At 39.2% G+C, this 17,677-nt stretch carries 16 protein-coding genes and 1 tRNA gene; 8 read left to right on the top strand and 9 right to left on the bottom strand.

Annotated elements, in window-relative coordinates:
* Nucleotides 1-3: 3 nt before the first annotated feature.
* From ureG to DVR12_RS20525, 5 genes are read left to right on the top strand one after another with little or no spacing between them, the layout of a single operon-like run.
* A complete protein-coding gene (ureG, locus tag DVR12_RS20545; protein ID WP_116977671.1) occupies nucleotides 4-642 on the top strand; it encodes an urease accessory protein UreG in 639 nt (212 codons plus the stop codon).
* A 9-nt stretch (nucleotides 643-651) separates the two neighbouring features.
* Nucleotides 652-1,452, top strand: coding sequence for an urease accessory protein UreD (locus DVR12_RS20540; protein WP_116977670.1), 801 nt, complete (start codon nucleotides 652-654; stop codon nucleotides 1,450-1,452).
* Nucleotides 1,449-2,150: a hypothetical protein gene (locus tag DVR12_RS20535; protein ID WP_116977669.1), complete on the top strand. Its 702-nt coding sequence runs from the start codon at nucleotides 1,449-1,451 to the stop codon at nucleotides 2,148-2,150. Before DVR12_RS20540 ends, DVR12_RS20535 begins: the two co-directional genes overlap by 4 nt.
* A gap of 12 nt (nucleotides 2,151-2,162) precedes the next feature.
* On the top strand, nucleotides 2,163-3,032 hold the full coding sequence (locus DVR12_RS20530; protein WP_116977668.1) for an urea transporter: 870 nt from the start codon (nucleotides 2,163-2,165) through the stop codon (nucleotides 3,030-3,032).
* Complete coding sequence (locus tag DVR12_RS20525) at nucleotides 3,025-5,034, top strand: TonB-dependent receptor (protein WP_116977667.1); 2,010 nt, start codon at nucleotides 3,025-3,027, stop codon at nucleotides 5,032-5,034. Before DVR12_RS20530 ends, DVR12_RS20525 begins: the two co-directional genes overlap by 8 nt.
* A 114-nt stretch (nucleotides 5,035-5,148) precedes the next feature.
* On the opposite strand, the gene DVR12_RS20520 is transcribed toward DVR12_RS20525, so the two are convergent.
* Entirely contained in the window at nucleotides 5,149-6,018 is an 870-nt protein-coding gene (locus DVR12_RS20520; RefSeq protein WP_116977666.1) for an SDR family oxidoreductase, read from the bottom strand.
* 75 nt (nucleotides 6,019-6,093) lie between these two features.
* Nucleotides 6,094-6,915, bottom strand: coding sequence for a helix-turn-helix domain-containing protein (locus DVR12_RS20515; protein WP_116977665.1), 822 nt, complete (start codon nucleotides 6,913-6,915; stop codon nucleotides 6,094-6,096).
* A gap of 110 nt (nucleotides 6,916-7,025) precedes the next feature.
* Between DVR12_RS20515 and DVR12_RS20510 the strand changes: the two genes are divergently transcribed.
* Nucleotides 7,026-7,550 carry an SRPBCC family protein gene (locus tag DVR12_RS20510; protein WP_158563318.1) on the top strand — a complete coding sequence of 175 codons (525 nt, stop codon included), beginning with the start codon at nucleotides 7,026-7,028 and terminating at the stop codon, nucleotides 7,548-7,550.
* Between the two features lie 96 nt (nucleotides 7,551-7,646).
* On the opposite strand, the gene DVR12_RS20505 is transcribed toward DVR12_RS20510, so the two are convergent.
* The 3 genes from DVR12_RS20505 to DVR12_RS20495 all read right to left on the bottom strand — a co-directional run bounded on the left by DVR12_RS20505 (nucleotide 7,647) and on the right by DVR12_RS20495 (nucleotide 9,196).
* A complete protein-coding gene (locus tag DVR12_RS20505; protein WP_116977663.1) occupies nucleotides 7,647-8,054 on the bottom strand; it encodes a GreA/GreB family elongation factor in 408 nt (135 codons plus the stop codon).
* Nucleotides 8,055-8,454: 400 nt separating this feature from the next.
* Nucleotides 8,455-8,664 (bottom strand): hypothetical protein, encoded by a 210-nt coding sequence (locus tag DVR12_RS20500; protein WP_116977662.1) that lies wholly within the window; start codon nucleotides 8,662-8,664, stop codon nucleotides 8,455-8,457.
* Between the two features lie 121 nt (nucleotides 8,665-8,785).
* Nucleotides 8,786-9,196: an SMI1/KNR4 family protein gene (locus DVR12_RS20495; RefSeq protein ID WP_116977661.1), complete on the bottom strand. Its 411-nt coding sequence runs from the start codon at nucleotides 9,194-9,196 to the stop codon at nucleotides 8,786-8,788.
* Nucleotides 9,197-9,522: 326 nt separating this feature from the next.
* Between DVR12_RS20495 and DVR12_RS20490 the strand changes: the two genes are divergently transcribed.
* The gene (locus tag DVR12_RS20490) at nucleotides 9,523-11,163 is read left to right on the top strand and encodes a peptide MFS transporter (protein ID WP_116977660.1); all 1,641 of its coding nucleotides are present in this window, start codon (nucleotides 9,523-9,525) and stop codon (nucleotides 11,161-11,163) included.
* Nucleotides 11,164-11,701: 538 nt separating this feature from the next.
* Here DVR12_RS20490 and DVR12_RS20485 read toward each other — a convergent pair.
* From DVR12_RS20485 to DVR12_RS20475, 3 genes are all read right to left on the bottom strand, one after another.
* A complete protein-coding gene (locus DVR12_RS20485; protein WP_116977659.1) occupies nucleotides 11,702-12,112 on the bottom strand; it encodes an SMI1/KNR4 family protein in 411 nt (136 codons plus the stop codon).
* 374 nt (nucleotides 12,113-12,486) lie between these two features.
* Nucleotides 12,487-15,054 (bottom strand): SIR2 family protein, encoded by a 2,568-nt coding sequence (locus DVR12_RS20480; RefSeq protein ID WP_116977658.1) that lies wholly within the window; start codon nucleotides 15,052-15,054, stop codon nucleotides 12,487-12,489.
* Nucleotides 15,055-15,494: 440 nt separating this feature from the next.
* A tRNA-Lys gene (locus DVR12_RS20475) sits at nucleotides 15,495-15,567 on the bottom strand.
* 249 nt (nucleotides 15,568-15,816) lie between these two features.
* Between DVR12_RS20475 and DVR12_RS20470 the strand changes: the two genes are divergently transcribed.
* Complete coding sequence (locus DVR12_RS20470) at nucleotides 15,817-16,848, top strand: cupin domain-containing protein (RefSeq protein WP_116977657.1); 1,032 nt, start codon at nucleotides 15,817-15,819, stop codon at nucleotides 16,846-16,848.
* Between the two features lie 10 nt (nucleotides 16,849-16,858).
* On the opposite strand, the gene DVR12_RS20465 is transcribed toward DVR12_RS20470, so the two are convergent.
* Nucleotides 16,859-17,623, bottom strand: coding sequence for an SDR family NAD(P)-dependent oxidoreductase (locus tag DVR12_RS20465; protein ID WP_116977656.1), 765 nt, complete (start codon nucleotides 17,621-17,623; stop codon nucleotides 16,859-16,861).
* Nucleotides 17,624-17,677 lie beyond the last annotated feature (54 nt).

Below are 17,677 nucleotides of genomic sequence, written 5' to 3'. Positions count from 1 at the left end.
AGTATGATTGATAGAAAATATGTAAAAATTGGGGTAGCCGGTCCTGTTGGTTCCGGTAAAACAGCCCTGATTGAAAGGTTATCCCGCCACCTGATGGATCAGTATAGCATTGGTGTTATCACCAACGATATTTATACAAAAGAAGATGCGGAATTTCTGACTAAAAACAGTTTGCTACCTAAAGAACGAATTATCGGAGTTGAAACCGGTGGATGTCCGCATACCGCTATCCGAGAGGATGCCAGTATGAATCTGGAAGCTGTAGATGAGATGGCTGCTCGTTTTCCGGATGTAGAACTTATACTGATTGAAAGTGGTGGTGATAACCTCAGTGCTACTTTTAGCCCGGATCTGGCGGATGTTACCATTTTTGTTATTGATGTGGCGGAAGGAGATAAAATTCCACGCAAAGGTGGCCCTGGTATCACCCGCTCCGATTTATTGGTAATCAATAAAATTGATCTGGCTCCATATGTACATGCAGACCTGGGAGTGATGGAAAGAGATGCCCGTAAAATGCGCAACGGAAAACCTTTTGTATTTACTAACCTGATGTCGCTGCAAGGATTGGATACAGTCATCGGCTGGATTCAGAAATATGCATTGCTGGAAGAAAGAGAAGAACCAGCTTTGGTAAGATAACAAACTAACATGAAGAATAGGCTAACCATAACGAGCGGATTTAAAAACCAGCGATCATACCTGAAAGATACCTTCTTTACTCCACCATTCAGGGTGGCGAATATCAGCGAACATCGCAGCGATCCTGCTTTGTACCTGATGGTTATGAGTTCTTCACCGGGAATGCTGGATGGAGACGAATATAAAATCGACATAGTAGTGGAGGAAGGTAGTCGTCTCCAACTCCACTCCCAGTCCTACCAGCGGTTGTTTAATATGCAAAAAGGAGCTGTACAGCTTCAAAGCATACAACTACATCCCGGTAGTTCTTTCAGCTATGTGCAACATCCGGTAGTGCCACATGAAAATGCCATTTTCAAAGGAAGGAATCGTATTGATGTTTCAGATAATTGCAGGCTAACGTTTGGTGAAATTCTTACCTGTGGCAGAAAGCATTCAGGAGAAATATTTCGGTACAGTTCCTATCATAACATCACGGAAATCTACCATAACGGTAAGCTCATGATAAAAGACAATCTCCTTCTGCAACCATCCCTTGTAAATATGGCTGCAATAGGGCAAATGGAAGGATATACGCACCAGGCTACCCTCTTTCATTTGAATACGCATTCCGGAATTGATGTCGACAATGTAAATATGCTTTATGAATTATTGGGAGAAGAAAAGGACGTTGCTATAGGTATTAGCTCACCTTCCCCTAAAGTGCTGGCAGTTCGTATCCTTGGAAATGGCGGAGAGCAACTGTTTTCCTGCCTCCAAAGAATAGCTGCCTATTTCTGGACAATTGAAAAAAATGCGCTGGTATCATGAACGTAGGATTAACAACACTTGTAATTTCAGCTGTTACTATCAGTTGCTTACATACTGCTACCGGACCAGATCACTATCTGCCATTCATTGTTTTATCGCGCTCCCGTAAATGGAAGATGTCGAAAACCGTGTTGTGGACAGTGCTCTGTGGATTCGGACATATCTTCAGCAGTGTAATAATTGGATTGATAGGTGTATTGCTTGGTTGGCAATTGTCGAAGCTTACCTGGTTCCAGGATGTAAGGGGCAACTTGTCGGGCTGGTGCCTATTGGGATTCGGGATAATTTATTTACTCTGGGGATTACGCCAGGCTTATCTGAACAAGCCTCATAAACATTTTGATGTTTATGGAGACGGAGATATTTATGTGTATGAACATAAACATGGCGAAATCGTATATCCACAAAACCGGGTAAAAGTTACGCCCTGGATACTGTTTGCCATTTTTGTGATGGGTCCGAGCGAACCATTGGTGCCTCTACTTTTTTATTCAGGCTCCCATCGCTCTGCTTTGGAAGTAATAGTATTGATAACAGTATTTGCCATTACCACGGTATTAACCATGCTGGCCATGGTGCTGGTTGGGTGCTATGGCTATTCTATTATAAAAACAGATAAACTGGAACGCTATGTCCATGCCCTGGGAGGTGCTGTTGTTACTTTCTGCGGCATAGGAATGGTTTTCCTCGGCTGGTAAATTATCATACACATGCAAGAACAAAAATTGTTACCTGTCACCCGGCTTTTGAAGGGTGTAGGGCAGATCATGCTTCAACCGAACGCCTATACTGGTGCACTTTTCCTGATCGGAATCTTCTACGATTCTGTTATCATGGGTATTGCCGCATTACTGGCCGTAAGTACAGGAACCCTTACAGCCAGGTTGTTGAAATTCCCGGATGAGGAAATCAATCAGGGGCTTTACGGTTTCAGTGCTACCCTGGTAGGCGTTGCACTAACCTTCTATTTTGAACCCATACCGGTTATTTGGATAGCAGTGATTATTGGATCTATATTAGCAGCAATAATCCAACACGCATTGATAAAACGTAACATCCCTGGATTTACTTTTCCGTTTATCATAATCACCTGGCTGTTTTTGTTTGTTTTCAGACATCTTTACGTAGTAGCACCCTCCATTGAAGTAGCAAGTGTAGCTCAGGTATATGATGATTTTACGGTAACGACACATGGATTTGGAGAAGTAATTTTCCAGGGGAGTATACTGGCAGGATTGATTTTTTTCCTTGGTGTATTTGTTAGTTCGCCAGTTGCAGCGCTATACGGAGTTGTAGGTTCTGTACTGGGAGCCTATATTTCATTACAGTTTGCAGAACCAGCATCCGACATACATATGGGCCTGTTTAGTTTTAACGCTGTTTTATGCGCAATCACCTTTTCAGGAGAGGATCGGGAGGATGGATTTTGGGTACTGATAGCTGTAGTTATATCTGTAATGATCGATTTGGGGATGCTGGCCATGAATCTGGCTGTACTCACCTTCCCATTTGTAGCAGCCTCCTGGATAACACTGGCATTAATAAAATTGGTAAAGAATATTTATAAGAAAAATGTTTAAAAGAATTTTAATAGTTGTGCTGATAACAGCCGGGAGTCGTGCCTATGCTGGTGAACCAGTGGATTCTATTCCCATGAAAGAATCACATCTTTCTCAGGTTGAGGTAACCGCACCAAGAATTGAACGTTCGATGCTGAAAGTAGATCTTAAAATGACACCGGTAAATACTGCACAGGATTTATTGCGGAAAGAACCCGGACTCTTTATAGCACAGCATGCAGGTGGAGGGAAAGCAGAACAGATATTTTTGAGAGGTTTTGATTGTGATCATGGTACAGATATCAATATCAGTGCAGATGGTATTCCGGTAAACATGGTATCACATGCCCATGGTCAGGGGTATGCAGATCTGCATTTTCTGATCCCCGAAACCATTGAAGGGATTGATTTTGGGAAAGGAGCTTATTATCCGTCAAAGGGCGATTTGAATACATCAGGATATGTAAGTTTTCATACCTTAGATAGCCTCCCATCAAGTATGGTTAAGCTGGAAGGTGGTTCCTTCAATACAGTTCGCGGAACAGGTTTATTCAACCTGCTGCATAAAAGTGGTGAGCGTGCAGAAAATGCCTATATAGCAGCCGACTATGGATATACCGATGGACCTTTCGACGTAAAGCAGCATTTCAATCGACTTAATCTTTTCGGAAAATATAACAAATGGTTGAACAATCGCAATTACATTAACTTCCAGGCTTCTACTTTTCATAGTAGCTGGAATGCTTCAGGGCAAATTCCTGAAAGAGCCGTAGCAGAAGGGCTGATTAGCCGCTGGGGCTCTATTGATCCTACAGAAGGCGGCAACACTCAGCGTACCAATGCGGCGTTGACATGGCGTCATCTTTTCAACAACAATGCCGAAACTGAATCCTTTTTGTATTATACACACTATGAATTCAATCTCTTTTCCAACTTCACTTTCTTCCTGAAAGATCAGGTACATGGGGATGAAATTGAGCAACGCGATAATCGCAATATGTTTGGCTTCCGGCAAAAATATACTCAACAACTCGGCAATATCCGCTGGGAATCAGGTATCGGTTTCCGCTTAGATCAGATCATGGATCTGGAGCTGAATCACGTTTATCGTCGGGATTCCTTGCTTGGCAGGGAGTCCTGGGGTAATGGCACAGTCACTAACCTATATGCCTATACCGGATTGGAATGGCGCAAAAATGGCTGGACAATCGCGCCAGGATTACGCTTTGATCAGCTTCTTTTCAGGTACCACGACAAGCTACTCTCCTCCTCCAGCAACGATCAGGCAGCGAGAGTTAGTCCGAAGCTGAACTTCAGCTACTCCCCTAATCCGCATATCCAGTGGTATCTTAAGACGGGTCTTGGATTTCACTCCAACGACATGCGCGTTGTAGTGCAGGAACAAGGCAAACAAATTATGCCTATGTCGGCCGGTGCTGATTTGGGCGCTGTATGGAAACCTATGTACAACTTGTTTATACAACCTGCTATCTGGTATACCTATCTGCAGCAGGAATTCGTTTATGTAGGAGATGATGCTGTTGTTGAACCCAGTGGTAAAAGCCGCAGGCTGGGCGTAGATCTTAGTGTACGTTATCAGCCGGTTAAATGGTTATATCTTGATGCCGATATCAACTATGCACATGGCCGGTTCATAGATGAGCCAAAGGGAGAAAATTATATTCCATTAGCACCGGTACTGACTAGCACCGGTGGCGCTGCAGTACAATTCGGAAAAGGTTTTTCTGCAAACATGCGTTACCGTTATATGAAGTCAAGACCTGCCAATGAAGATAACAGCATCTCTGCACATGGCTATTTCGTGAATGATCTGGCGCTGGGCTATACACGTAAAAATTTTGAATTTACATTTGGAGTGCAGAATCTATTCAATGTAAATTGGAATGAAGCTCAGTTTGAAACCGAAACAAGGTTACAACACGAGAAGGATCCGGTAACGGAGCTTTGCATCACTCCAGGTACTCCTTTTGCACTTAAAGCAGGAGTAGCAATAAGGTTTTAAAACAGACAATAATACGAAAAAAAGCCTTGCATCTATTTAGAATAGACAAGGCTTTTGATCTTACTTGTAGCAGGTTTGAACCTTCTTTCTGGTTCTGTAAGTATTTTTGAAATATTAGTTGAATAAGACTTTATAATCAGTCACAAATTTTTCGAAACTGGCAGGAGTATTATTGGTCACATCATTTACTGTATTATAAATTGTTGCAGCTTCACCCCTTGCATAATGCGCATAATCTTCAAGTAATCCTCCTACCTGCCATTCAGGGAATCCTGCGGCTCTTAAAGCTCCTTCCATTTGTTCGGGGGAAACATCAATGAAGCTGATTTCCCTACCTAACACTTTGGCTAATGCATCTGCCATTTGGTAATGAGTGATAGCTTCTTTACCTGTGATGTTGTAGATTTTGTTCTCGTGGCCATCCTCTGTCAGTACTTTACAGGCAACTGCAGCGATGTCTCTGACATCTACTGCGCTGATGGCAGCAGTTCCCACAGCAGCATAGAACTTTCCATCATTTTTAATATAATCACTGAAAGCTAACAGCCCCTGCATATATAGATTCGGGCGAAGGAAAGTATAGTTTAGTCCGGAATCTTTGATTCTGTTTTCTACACGGGCATGATAGCGGAGAAAACGAACCGGAGAGTTTTCATCAGCGGCAAATTGCGACAGTTTTATGAGGTGTTTTACCCCTGCCTGTTTCGCTGCATTTACAAAATTCAATTGCAATTTTTCTGCATGTTCTGATGAATTGGTCAGCAGAAATGCCTTTTCAATTCCCTTCAAAGCAGGCAATAATGTCGATTCATCTGCCATATCACCAATAATAACCTCAGCCTGTGGCAGGCTCTTTAATAAGTCAATGTTTTCCGCATTGCGTACCAAAGCCCTGAAAGGTATATTCATGGCTGCAAGTCTTTTTACCAGTTGGGTACCTACATTACCAGTAGCGCCCGAAAGAAGAATTTTTGTTTGTGTCATACGTTAATTTTAATTGTTAGTTGATGACACAAAATTGGCTATAGATATTTGTCTGAAATTGTAAGAAAACGAAACTCAGGATCTGGGATTACAAATGCTTTGCTGATACTTGAGATATTTAGATGGGCTCAAATTGAGGTAATGCTTAAAGTCGTGAATAAGCTGGCTTTGGTCGTAATATCCGCAAATATGAATCACTTCAAACCAATCGATTTTAGTATCAATTGATGAAGCAGTTTCTTGTATCAATTGTATAGCTTTTAAAAAACGATTAAAGCGATTTATCTCTTTGGCAGAGTAGCCGAAATATTTTTTATGATGTAACTGGATAGCTCTTTCCGATAACTGGTTCTTTTCAGAGATATCTTTAACCGGACTATTGTTGTTATCATCAAATCCTATTATTTGTTCGGCTATCTGGTTGCGGTTACGCACATATGGTTTAGAAAAGTCAAGGATATGATTGATTCTGTCGGTATTCTCAACTATTTTGTTCAGCTCTGACCATAGATGGGTAAAACAATTTTCATTCAATAATTCATCAGGATGTATAGGCGTATTCTGCATTATGGATGCGTTGCCGAAAAATCTAAAAAAAGCATCGTCTTTAAAATTGGCTACCAATATTTCTGCATTCGGTGGCAGTGTATAATCTAAAGCTTGTTTAATAGGTCCTAACACCAGGCATTTGTTTATGGTTAACTCAGCATTTTCAGGAATTGTAAAGGAAACCTGAGTTCCAAAACTAAAGACCATGATCGTTTGATAAGAAGGCAATAAAGTTTGAGTTATTGCCGTATCAGACTTATTTTCAGCAAAATAAAAATGAGAAAAAATCTCTTCGAATGCTGGTGGTACGGCAATCCTGTAACTGTTATACCCTTCCTTCTTTTCCATTCTCTGAAGATAACTATTATAATCAAATTTACCCTTCGTTTTCTTACAATTTAGCTTTTAAGGTCTGTTCTACTTTTGTCATATCAATTCAAAATCAAACAAACAAAAACATGAAAAAGATTCTTTATGTCATTTTTACAATAGTGCTATTGCTTTTCACTATAATCGGACTGTTGGAGTTACTTAGCAATTATACTGCTTCTGAAACAACAAATAAAAAAGCTCCGGTACAAACTGTTCAGAAAATAATAATCAACGCTACACCAGAAAAAGTTTACAGGATAATGTCTGATGTGAACAATTGGGCAACCTGGCATACCGACATTCAGCAGCCAGTATTACAAGGCATTTTTCAGAAAGCAAATAGTTTTAATTGGAAAACCAATGGATTAACGATTCACTCCACTATACATACAGCTACACCTTTTTCTAAAATAGGTTGGTCGGGCAAAGCATTTGGCGCATTTGCCATTCACAACTGGACATTTACTCCCTGCCAGGGAGGAACAGAAGTAACTGTAGAAGAAAGTATGGAAGGCTGGCTAGTATCTTTAGCCAGCAGAAAATTTCAGGGTGGGCTAGAAAACTCGCTACAATTATGGCTTCATAATCTTAAATCGGAAGCAGAAAAATAATATGTTGGAGTTGCTATTTTGAAAGAGTAAAAGAACGGGATTCCTACCTTGTAGTAATCCCGTTTACTTTTTCTCCGGCAGGGCACTCCTGCTACCCTATATATAAGCAGAATTTCTGACTTCCACCACTGTGTAATATTTCTTCCTTTTAGAGAGTTGCCATATAAAGCTTTCTCCCTTTTGCAATCCCATCAACGCCAACCCGAATGGAGTAAGAGCAGATATATTACCGTTCCATTTGTCTGAGTCACTTGGTGGCACAAGTTTATATTCAAGATTCGTTCTTGTCACTGAATCTCGTATTATAACTGTAGAATACAGGCGAGATGCCGTATTCGGAAATTCATTGCTGCCAAGCACATTTGCTGCATTTATCTTCTCCAGATGTTCTTTTTGCATATGCTGGTCGTACATTAGTTTTGGTGAATTATTAATGAGGTATTGTCTTAAAATATCGTGGTCTTCTTTCAACATCAACAATTGTTCTTTATTTTCCGTAATCATAATACTGGTTTATTTGCATACAATAAGAATTGCTGCTACTATCCGCAATGGAAAGCAACAGCCTATCAGATAACCGGAATACTCATTCCGGCAACATCATGTAACCCCGAACTGTCAGGAAACTAACGGATCGGGGATAAATTATTGAAATCCTTAAAGTTTGAAAAGAAGTATAGTCGCCCGCAGGTAAACGGCGTAACACCGGCCAGTTGAAGAAGATTAGCCGGTGAAAAGAAGACGAATATGGAAAATAAATTTTTCACGACTGACAAAGGTACGGAAATTATAATTAATACTACAGAACATGGTAAGAATTCAAAGGTTATAACGCGATTTAGCTTGCGATACAGTAACAGAACTTAGAAATCTGTGAATAGCGGCAATTATCAGACTTGGGCCACTACAAAATATACGAAACAGTTAGAAGAAACAATACCAATCCAAGTACTACCACAATGAATGCAGGAATCATGAGTAACTTATTTTTTCTTGAAATTAGCGTTGTTTTTATCAACCCGATTAATCCAACAAGCGGCATAAAAATGATCAATAGTGTGAGTGTTCTCTGATTGTTATACCAGGGAGTATAATTCAATGGTCGCATCTTCATAATAGGGATTTTGAACAAAAATAGAAATCAATCTGCAGAAAGCATTATACCTGGGCGTAATAATCGAGCTTGACCAGTTGATCCCGGTTTTTAAATCAGCTTCACATAAAAAGCTTTTTCATCAATAAATTAGATCAGAATTTGAATTTATCAACTTAATTGACTCAATGAAAGATTCTGAAACAAGAGTATATTCATTAATTACATATTTTTTAAAGACACCGGGTTGAGACTTTAGAAACCCAATATTGTGGCTATTGATAAGGAAATCAGAGAACCCAATGAAATCTTTATCATTACTACTATTATACTCGTCAAGTATCCTTTCAAGCGGCCAGATTGAAAACATATTTTCTCTCCAGTTGAAGTCAGTAAACCCATTCGTTTGTTTATATAATTCTTCAAATTCTTCAGGAAATGAAAAGCCTATCTCAATTTCTACTTTGGCAATTAAATCATGAGATGCCGGCGGATTCAGTTTGATCTTTTCATTCTGCCATTGCTGTAATATTTCAATAATAGTATTTTTCATCTTACAAAAAGATTAGATTTTACGGGAAAAATAATTATTTGTAAAATAGCAAGATTTAAGTAAAAAAGTATTGAACACAACAAAGCCTTCAAATCTTGCGACTTTTGGGTAGAACGTCAGCCATACCAATAAAATCACTGGATAACACCTTTTCCATGTTTTGTTCATCCTACACAGCTGCACCAACAACAACTCCATTCCATTACAATAGGACTCTCCTGAGTTTATATTCCCATCTTTGGCTTATTTTAGCGGTTTGCAGTGACGGGCTATGCTTTTTACTGCTATACAATAACCTATATCACGTATTTACATTTTTTACTTACATGAAGAAAACACGTAATCACCCGGCAGCATTGCCATTTCTGTTTCTCTCCGAAATGTGGGAACGCTTTGGTTTTTATCTGATTCTGGGCATATTTCAGTTGTACCTGACAGACACTTCAAAAGGTGGTTGGGGCATGGACCGTGCTACTGCAGCGGATATCTTCGGCACTTTTATCGCTTTTGTATACCTGACGCCTTTTCTTGGTGGGCTGATAGCCGACCGCAAACTCGGCTATAGCAAGTCTATTATCATCGGAGGGATACTCATGGGTATAGGTTATATTGGTCTGTCAGTACATCATCTCACCATTTTCTATTTGTCACTAGCACTGATCTGTATTGGTAATGGATTCTTTAAACCCAACATTTCCACTTTACTGGGGAATGTATATAATGACGAAAGATACCGCAGTCGAAAAGATACGGGATATAACATTTTTTACATGGGGATTAATATCGGCGCCTTTATTTGCAACTTTTTTGCTGCCTTCCTACGAAATACCGTAGGTTGGGGTGCAGCATTCATTGCTGCCGGTGTAGGTATGTTCCTGGGAGTACTAATTTTCATTATAGGGATGAAACACTACCGGCATGCGGACGTCCGTAAACCCGAGCAAGAGGGAGACATGCCATTAAGCAAGATTTTCTCCATCGTATTTCTGCCCGCCATTGCAGTGGGCATAGGTGCCTGGTTTATTCCCGGCAACATTTTCGGATCAGATTCCACTGATGCCTTCATTTTTGCTTGTATTCCGATATTACTGTTTTTTGTTTCTCTGCTGATAAAGGCAGATGTAAAGGATCGTAAACCGATATCAGCCCTACTCGCTATTTTTGCAGTATCTATTGTATTCTGGGCCGTATTTAAACAAAATGGCACAGCGCTGACAACCTGGGCACAATACTATACTGACAGAGAGATCCCTGCAGCCATAGAGAAACCGGCACAGAGCCTTTACCTGGCAGAGCAGGTAGTCAACAAACCAGATTCAGTAACTGCCTACGATGATGAATTCAGGGTTATTCGTGACGCCGCAGGCAAACCTGAGAAAGTATGGAGCAAACCAGTTTATTTTAAGAATGTAGCGCAGGAGAAAATGCCGGCAGAAGGACAAAGTATCAGCCTGTATAATACAGAATTATTTCAGTCCATTAACCCATTCTTTGTGATCACCTTAACGCCATTGATTGTCCTCTTCTTTGCAATGCTGCGGAAACGAAACAGGGAGCCTTCTACTCCATCAAAAATAGCCTCTGGGTTGCTCATATCGGCTATATCTACACTAATGATGGTAGGCGCAGTGTATGTATGCAATAATGGCGCTGAAAAAGCATCCCCCTGGTGGCTGGTCGGCTGTTACGGAATTATTACTGTAGGGGAATTATTCCTGAGTCCAATGGGATTATCCCTGGTGTCCAAACTAAGCCCCGTGCGAATTACCTCACTGATGATGGGAGGCTGGTTCCTCGCCACATCAATAGGTAACAAACTCTCCGGTATTCTTGCTACTTTATGGGATACATATGATAACAAGGCTAATTATTTTCTTGTAAACTTTCTGCTCCTGGGAGGTGCAGCCGCTGTGATATTCCTGATGCTACGCTGGTTGAATAGGATTTTCAAAGAGTATGTAAAATAACTACTGTATTTTTCTGCCTTTTCGGGAACAATGCATCCATTTCGCATTGTTCCTGGAAAGGCTTCTTATTATCTGTAACAAATAATTACTTCAGTATAATGAGCTGATTTTACCACCACCGTACAACCCACTACGATAGCTGTTACAAGTTTATTGCAATAAAAGAAAAGCTGATTAACCTGTATAAAGGAAAGAATGGGGCACTACAAAATATAAGAAATAGACGCGAGTAACAATACCAATCCAGTTACAACCACAATGAATGCAGGAATCTTAAGTAACTAATTTTTCCTTAAAATTAGCGTTGTTTTTACCAACCAGATTAATCCAACAAGCGGCATAAAAAATGATCAATAACGTGAGTGTTCTAGGATTATTATACCAGGGAATATAATTCAATGGGCGCATCTTCATAATAGGGATTTTGAAAAAAAATAAAAAAATCTGCTACGAGCAGCATGCCTTGGCATAATAACCAAGCCTAAGCAGTTGATCACCGATTACTAAACTTTTTAATACAATGCAAGAAGCTCCTGCATCAATAAATTAGATCAGAATTGGAGTTTATCAACTTAATTGATTCAATGAAAGATTCCGAAACAAAGATATTTTCATTAGTTGCATAATTTTTAAAGACCCCGGGTTGCGACTTAAGAAACCCAATATTGTGACTATTAATAAGGAAATCGGAGAATCCAATAAAATCTTTATCATTACTACTATTATACTCGTAAAATATCCTTTCAAGCGGCCAGATTGAAAACATATTTTCTCTCCAGTCGAAGTCTGTAAACCCATTCGCCTGTTTATATAATTCTTCAAACTCTTCAGGAAATGAAAAGCCTATCTCAATTTCTACCCTGGTAATTAATTCAGAAGATGCGGCAGGATTCAGTTTGATCTTTTCATTTTGCCATTGTTGTAATATTTCAATAATAGTGCTTTTCATCTTACAAAAAGATTAGATCTTACGGAAAAAATGATTATTTGTAAAATAGCAAGATTTAAGTACAAAATATAGAATATAAAAAAGCCTTCAAATACGGCTTGAAGGCTTTTTTTCTTTATTCTGTGATCCGTTGGAACTATATCAAAGGCTTAATTAGCAATGCTTTTCGAGTTTTTTTTAACCAGAATATCCGATTTTGTATCCAATTTGCAATGGCTAATTTATATATCACTAAAAGAATTCTTCAACACCGCAGAGATACTAAGCCCTTCCAAGTTCAGTATAAAGCAGATCAAAATGCGCACCTTCGATATAACAGTAAATCATAAAATCTAGAACACCTTGATTCTAATGATTCTCTCACTTCAGTAGCATTATTCGTAATAGTGAACAGAAACAATCCTCTGTTCAAACTCGGTTATTGTATCTTTAAGCTCTGGAAGTACAATGTCATGCAAGAATTGTCCTGCTTCGTTAACAATGGCCCGATCAGACTTCACAATGAATGTACCAAACATATCCCTGACTCTCAAGGAAATAAGTCTATCTTGGTGTATAATTCCTGGCTGATTTCCAGCAATGATTGTATTTTCACTGTTGATGTTCTCAAAATATTGTATCAGATTACCAACTTCGCCATAATCAAGGTAACCTGCTAATAAATTGATTTGCCCGTTTACGCTCTTAATATCATAAGAGAAACAATTTTTATGATGAAACAAAACTATTGATAGTGGTGTATCAAAACCCTGTGACGGGTCAACAAAGAGCAATATAGTTGAGGCAGCACCCTTTCCTGTATAGAAACGGATTTTCGTAATGATTATTTCTCGATTTAGCCAATCAGATGAACTTAAAATTACGTCTTGTATATATGGATAAAAAAAATCTTCCTCAGCCTGCTCGATACCTTTTTCAGCTATGAGGCTCTGGTATTCAGCTGCTATATCTGGAATAGTTTTTATTAACTCCCATAACTCTTCTAATGAAACCATAGGCGTATAATATCCGAGACTATTTACCTCGAATATAGCATCCCCCTTTGTGCCGGCATATATTGGTACACTGCAAAAAATCCTGTTGAGTTTTGGCAATCGAACGTAATTACAAAATTTACCGGCCGATAATTCGAAAGTGTTGGTAGATGTAAAATTTACCATGACTACTCTTTGACAAGTCGTGAATATTTCAAGGATCAAATCCTCTCCCTGACTCAATACAATAACGTCAACAATTACATCATCACTGCCTACCGTGAAAAAATTGGATGAAATCAATTCTTCCTCCGGATTCCACTTAAAGCAATGATTAGAATTGTATCCAATAATTATCTTTTGCTTTCCGAAAAGCACAGTAAAGGCATTCCTAAACTCAAGGTTTTGGTCCCACGGAAGTTCTGCCAATACATTATAAGGAGGCATGGCCTGTCGGACAGTTAGTAACTGTGGATGAGCGATCAAGAGATGATTGGAAGGAAAACCCCTTATTATCTTTGCTTCCTTTTTTTCACCGTAAATATCTTCGCTATTCAACGTAAGAACATCTAGCAATGAGGTCATTATTCGCTTCAAATTTTCAAAGAAATAACGATCGTCCTGAAAATCAGATAATTGTCGTGAATTCTGTTTCCACCACTTTGCCCTTAAGTAGAAGCTTTCCAGATCACCGGTAAAGTAACGAGAATGAATTAAATTGGATCGTCTTGTATGAATATCATCCAGCACCTCGCTTGGAAAAACCCTAAGCATTTCAAAAGCAAGAATGGCTGTGTCTATGAATTCTAAATTATTTAGAGAGGTTATATCCATTCCACATCGATTCCATAGCGCTATTTTCTCCTTCAGCAGTTCAACACCAATTGCAGTTCGAACAAGTATCTGATTGTTGGCTAGTCTTTTCTGCTTGCTTACTTGGTTTATATTATAATCCTTCAGCGCTTTACTAAACACTTCTAAACGGTCTGCATTAACCCAGTGATGGGATGTAATACCCAAATTCAATTGAATAAATTCTCCAACGGCAGGAGGAAGGTTATATAATGGCTGTGCTTCCAGTATAGACACTACTCCCTCATGAACAAGTGAGCGTCGATTATCGAACCTCTTAATCATTTCTTCCACATTTGGATTCAAAGAATTAATAAACCTAGGCAGTTCATCATAATGATCACCATATGAAACCAAGTGGATGTTGTACTCCTGCAATAATTGGTGAAGTTCTCCCGTAGCCTCTTCATTTCGTACCAGCAAATAATGTTCTCTTTGATCACCCGGAAACCATTCCTGCATTAAACTTAGCACTGTACGAAAATCATCATCTAAGATACCATCCCTACTACATCCAATGAATAAAAAAACTCTGTTCATCCATAGATTGGTAAGAACTGTCTTATATCCCGTTTCACGCTTAAGGTTATTATAATCTTCTTCACTAAAAATTGGTGTATCTGGCCTTGAGTAGATACCATGCAGGTGCAGGATAAAAGGTATTTTGTTATTTATACAAAACTGAATTTCCTCGTATTGTTTCCAATCTAGGGACCTGTTATTATATACAACTCCAACTTTATTCAATAGTTCATCATAGTTCGTGGTAGCTATGATTGGCATACAAAGATTATGAATGCTCTGTATAAGCTTTGTATCCTTCACCTCAGGTCTGCCAAAGACTTCATTTAACCAATTTGAGTATGGATGCTTGGGAGCCTTGAAAAGGCGTTTAAGAATGGTACCGGCTTTTGTTAATTCATTATTATCTGACAAGGTCTGAGCTTCTTCAAGTTCAACCAAATCTTTCTTAAGCTCCCTACCATATTGTATACCCTGATTAACTAATTTTTTCCAATCGGGTATGCCAGCAGTAGCCGTGGAAACTCCAGCGCCAGCTACAGGGATAATTAATCCTTCTTTTAAAAGTTTTCTGATCTGCGTTTGATGATTCACTATTACACTAATTTTTAAAGTTGTGCCAGCTAACCTGGTTTGGAACTAGTTATCGATTTGTAGCTGGGTTATATTTCTTAAAAAAACTGAAGGCGTAAATCGCACACTCTTTCTGCCGTCCATTTCAAAATAGACCTCTCGTAAAAAGCAGTATCACGCAATATAATAAAATCTCATAATTAATGAATCTACGTTCGCAAACTAACCTAGATCCGGCTGCCAAAACAACTATTTATATATGCCTTATCCCTAGAGCTACTATCCCTTATCGGAAATCGACTATCCAAAAAAGGATACAGTAAACTTACATTTTTTTTACTGTATCCTTTTTGTAAACTTTCAGATTCGTTTGATATGATTTATCATTTCATACCTAAAACAAAAAAGCCGCTTAAATCATAGGATTTAAGCGGCTTTAATAACCTTTGATATGCTTGTTGTGATCCCGTTGGGACTCGAACCCAAGACCCATACATTAAAAGTGTATTGCTCTACCAACTGAGCTACGGAATCATTCCTGTGAAGGGAGCGCGAAGGTAAGAAAAAGAATTACAACACCAAATATTTTTTTATCTAACCTTACTGAACAAACGAAAAATATCAATAAATATTCTCTTTGAAGTTCAATTTATGTTAAAATATATCACCCTTTTGAATTGATTGCAGAAAGGATTATTCAGCAGCTGCAAGCTCTCATTGCGCCTCAACCGAACCAACCATGCAGGGTAATTGTAATTATATTTTGAATGTAATTATAATTTTATGCAGGACAGCAATCTTTGTTTCAAATACAGCCTTGAGAAAGCGGTTCCAAGAACCGGACAAGGTGGTACTACGCGAGGCGCTTCGGTAAAAGAATTCCCCGCTTCTATTGGTATTGCAGGGGTAAGTATGCGCCTGATGCCGGGTGCTATAAGGGAGTTACATTGGCATGCGAATGCAGCAGAATGGGCTTATGTAGTAAAAGGGCAGGTTAGGACAACCGTTATACATCCAGATGGTAGTTCATACATCGATATATTCAACCCTGGTGATGTATGGTATTTCCCTAAGGGCTATGGACATGCACTTCAGGGTATTGGTACTGAAGAATGCCATTTCATCCTGATTTTTGATAATGGAAATTTCTCGGAAGACCATACCTTCAGCATCACCGATTTTGTATCAAGTGTACCGAAAGAAGTAGCTGCTAAAAATCTTAATATAAGCACTGAAGAAGTAGAACAGCTTTTTCAGGGAGAAACATATTTTGCTCAATGCGAACCTCCAACATTTCAAAACCACTTATTGCCCAGGCGCAGTGAAGAAGCATTGAAATCAATGCATCGCTATCCATTACTGGCACAGCAACCCAAAATGTTTGCCGGCGGTTTACAAAGAGTAGTAACACGTACTGAATTCCCAATATCACAAACAATGGCGGGATCAGTTCTTGAGATACAACCAGGTTGCATGCGTGAAATGCATTGGCACCCAGGGGCAGATGAATGGCAATATTTTTTGGAAGGAACAGCCGAAATGGGGGTATTTCTGGCACAAAGCACAATAGTAATCGACCAATATGAAGCTGGAGATATAGGCTATGCACCCATGGGCGCCGGACACTACATTAAAAATACCGGTAGCTCAGTATTAAAAGTTCTTGTAGGATTCAATAATGGTGATTATGAAAGTATTGACCTCAGTTCCTGGATAGGTGCAAATCCTCTAGATATCCTGGAAGGAAACTTTCATACTTCAAAAGCAATGGTGGAGAAATTCACGAACAAGGATAATATTGTGATTATAGAATAACTATTTAATATTACTTTGCCTGGAAGCCGCCATCAATACTAAGAATATGTCCGGTTACAAAACTGGCTTCATCAGATAAAAGCCAGGCAATGCCATTGGCCATTTCTTTAGGGTCACCAATCCGGTGCATTGGAAACATGGAAGTAATTCTGTCGGCATCGTAATTTTCCGACTCACCCTCAAGATCTTTTGCAATAATAGCAGTTCGGGCCGCCCCAGGAGCAATAGCATTAATACGGATCCCCTGAGCTGCATGATCTAAAGCCGCCGCTTTCGTAAGCCCCACTACAGCATGCTTTGTAGCACAGTAAGTACCTGTAAACGGAATACCGTTAAGTCCGGCAATGGAAGCAAGGTTAACTATTGCACCTTTTCCTTGTTTCAGCATTTGATTTATTTCATACTTCATACAATAATATACCCCCATTATATTCGTATCTATCATTGCTTTGAAACTATCCGAATCAGAATTATTCAGGGTAGCACTTTCATTGTATAGACCAGCATTGTTTACTGCCAGATCCAGGCTCCCAAATGTAGTTACAATAAGGTCAATCATTTCTTTAACCTGAGCTTCATTAGTAACATCATTTTTTATAAATAATACTCTTGCACCATTCGTTGCCACCGATTCAATTTCCTTTACAGTTTCGGCTCCTACATCAGCGCGGCGTCCGCTAATCACTACATTAACAGCCTCTGAGGCTAGTTTTAAGGCCGTCTGTTTTCCTATACCTGTTGCTCCACCTGTAATTAATACTGTTTTCGTTACCATGTTATTAAAATTTGTTTAAGTAAAGGTGAGGATAAAATGCAAAATCAGGTTTGC

Origin of the sequence: Chitinophaga silvatica (genome assembly GCF_003419895.1) — a bacterium.
Classification (GTDB): Bacteria; Bacteroidota; Bacteroidia; order Chitinophagales; family Chitinophagaceae; genus Chitinophaga; species Chitinophaga silvatica.
Note: the sequence above shows the minus strand (reverse complement) of the source record. Positions and strands in the feature narration are given on the sequence as shown.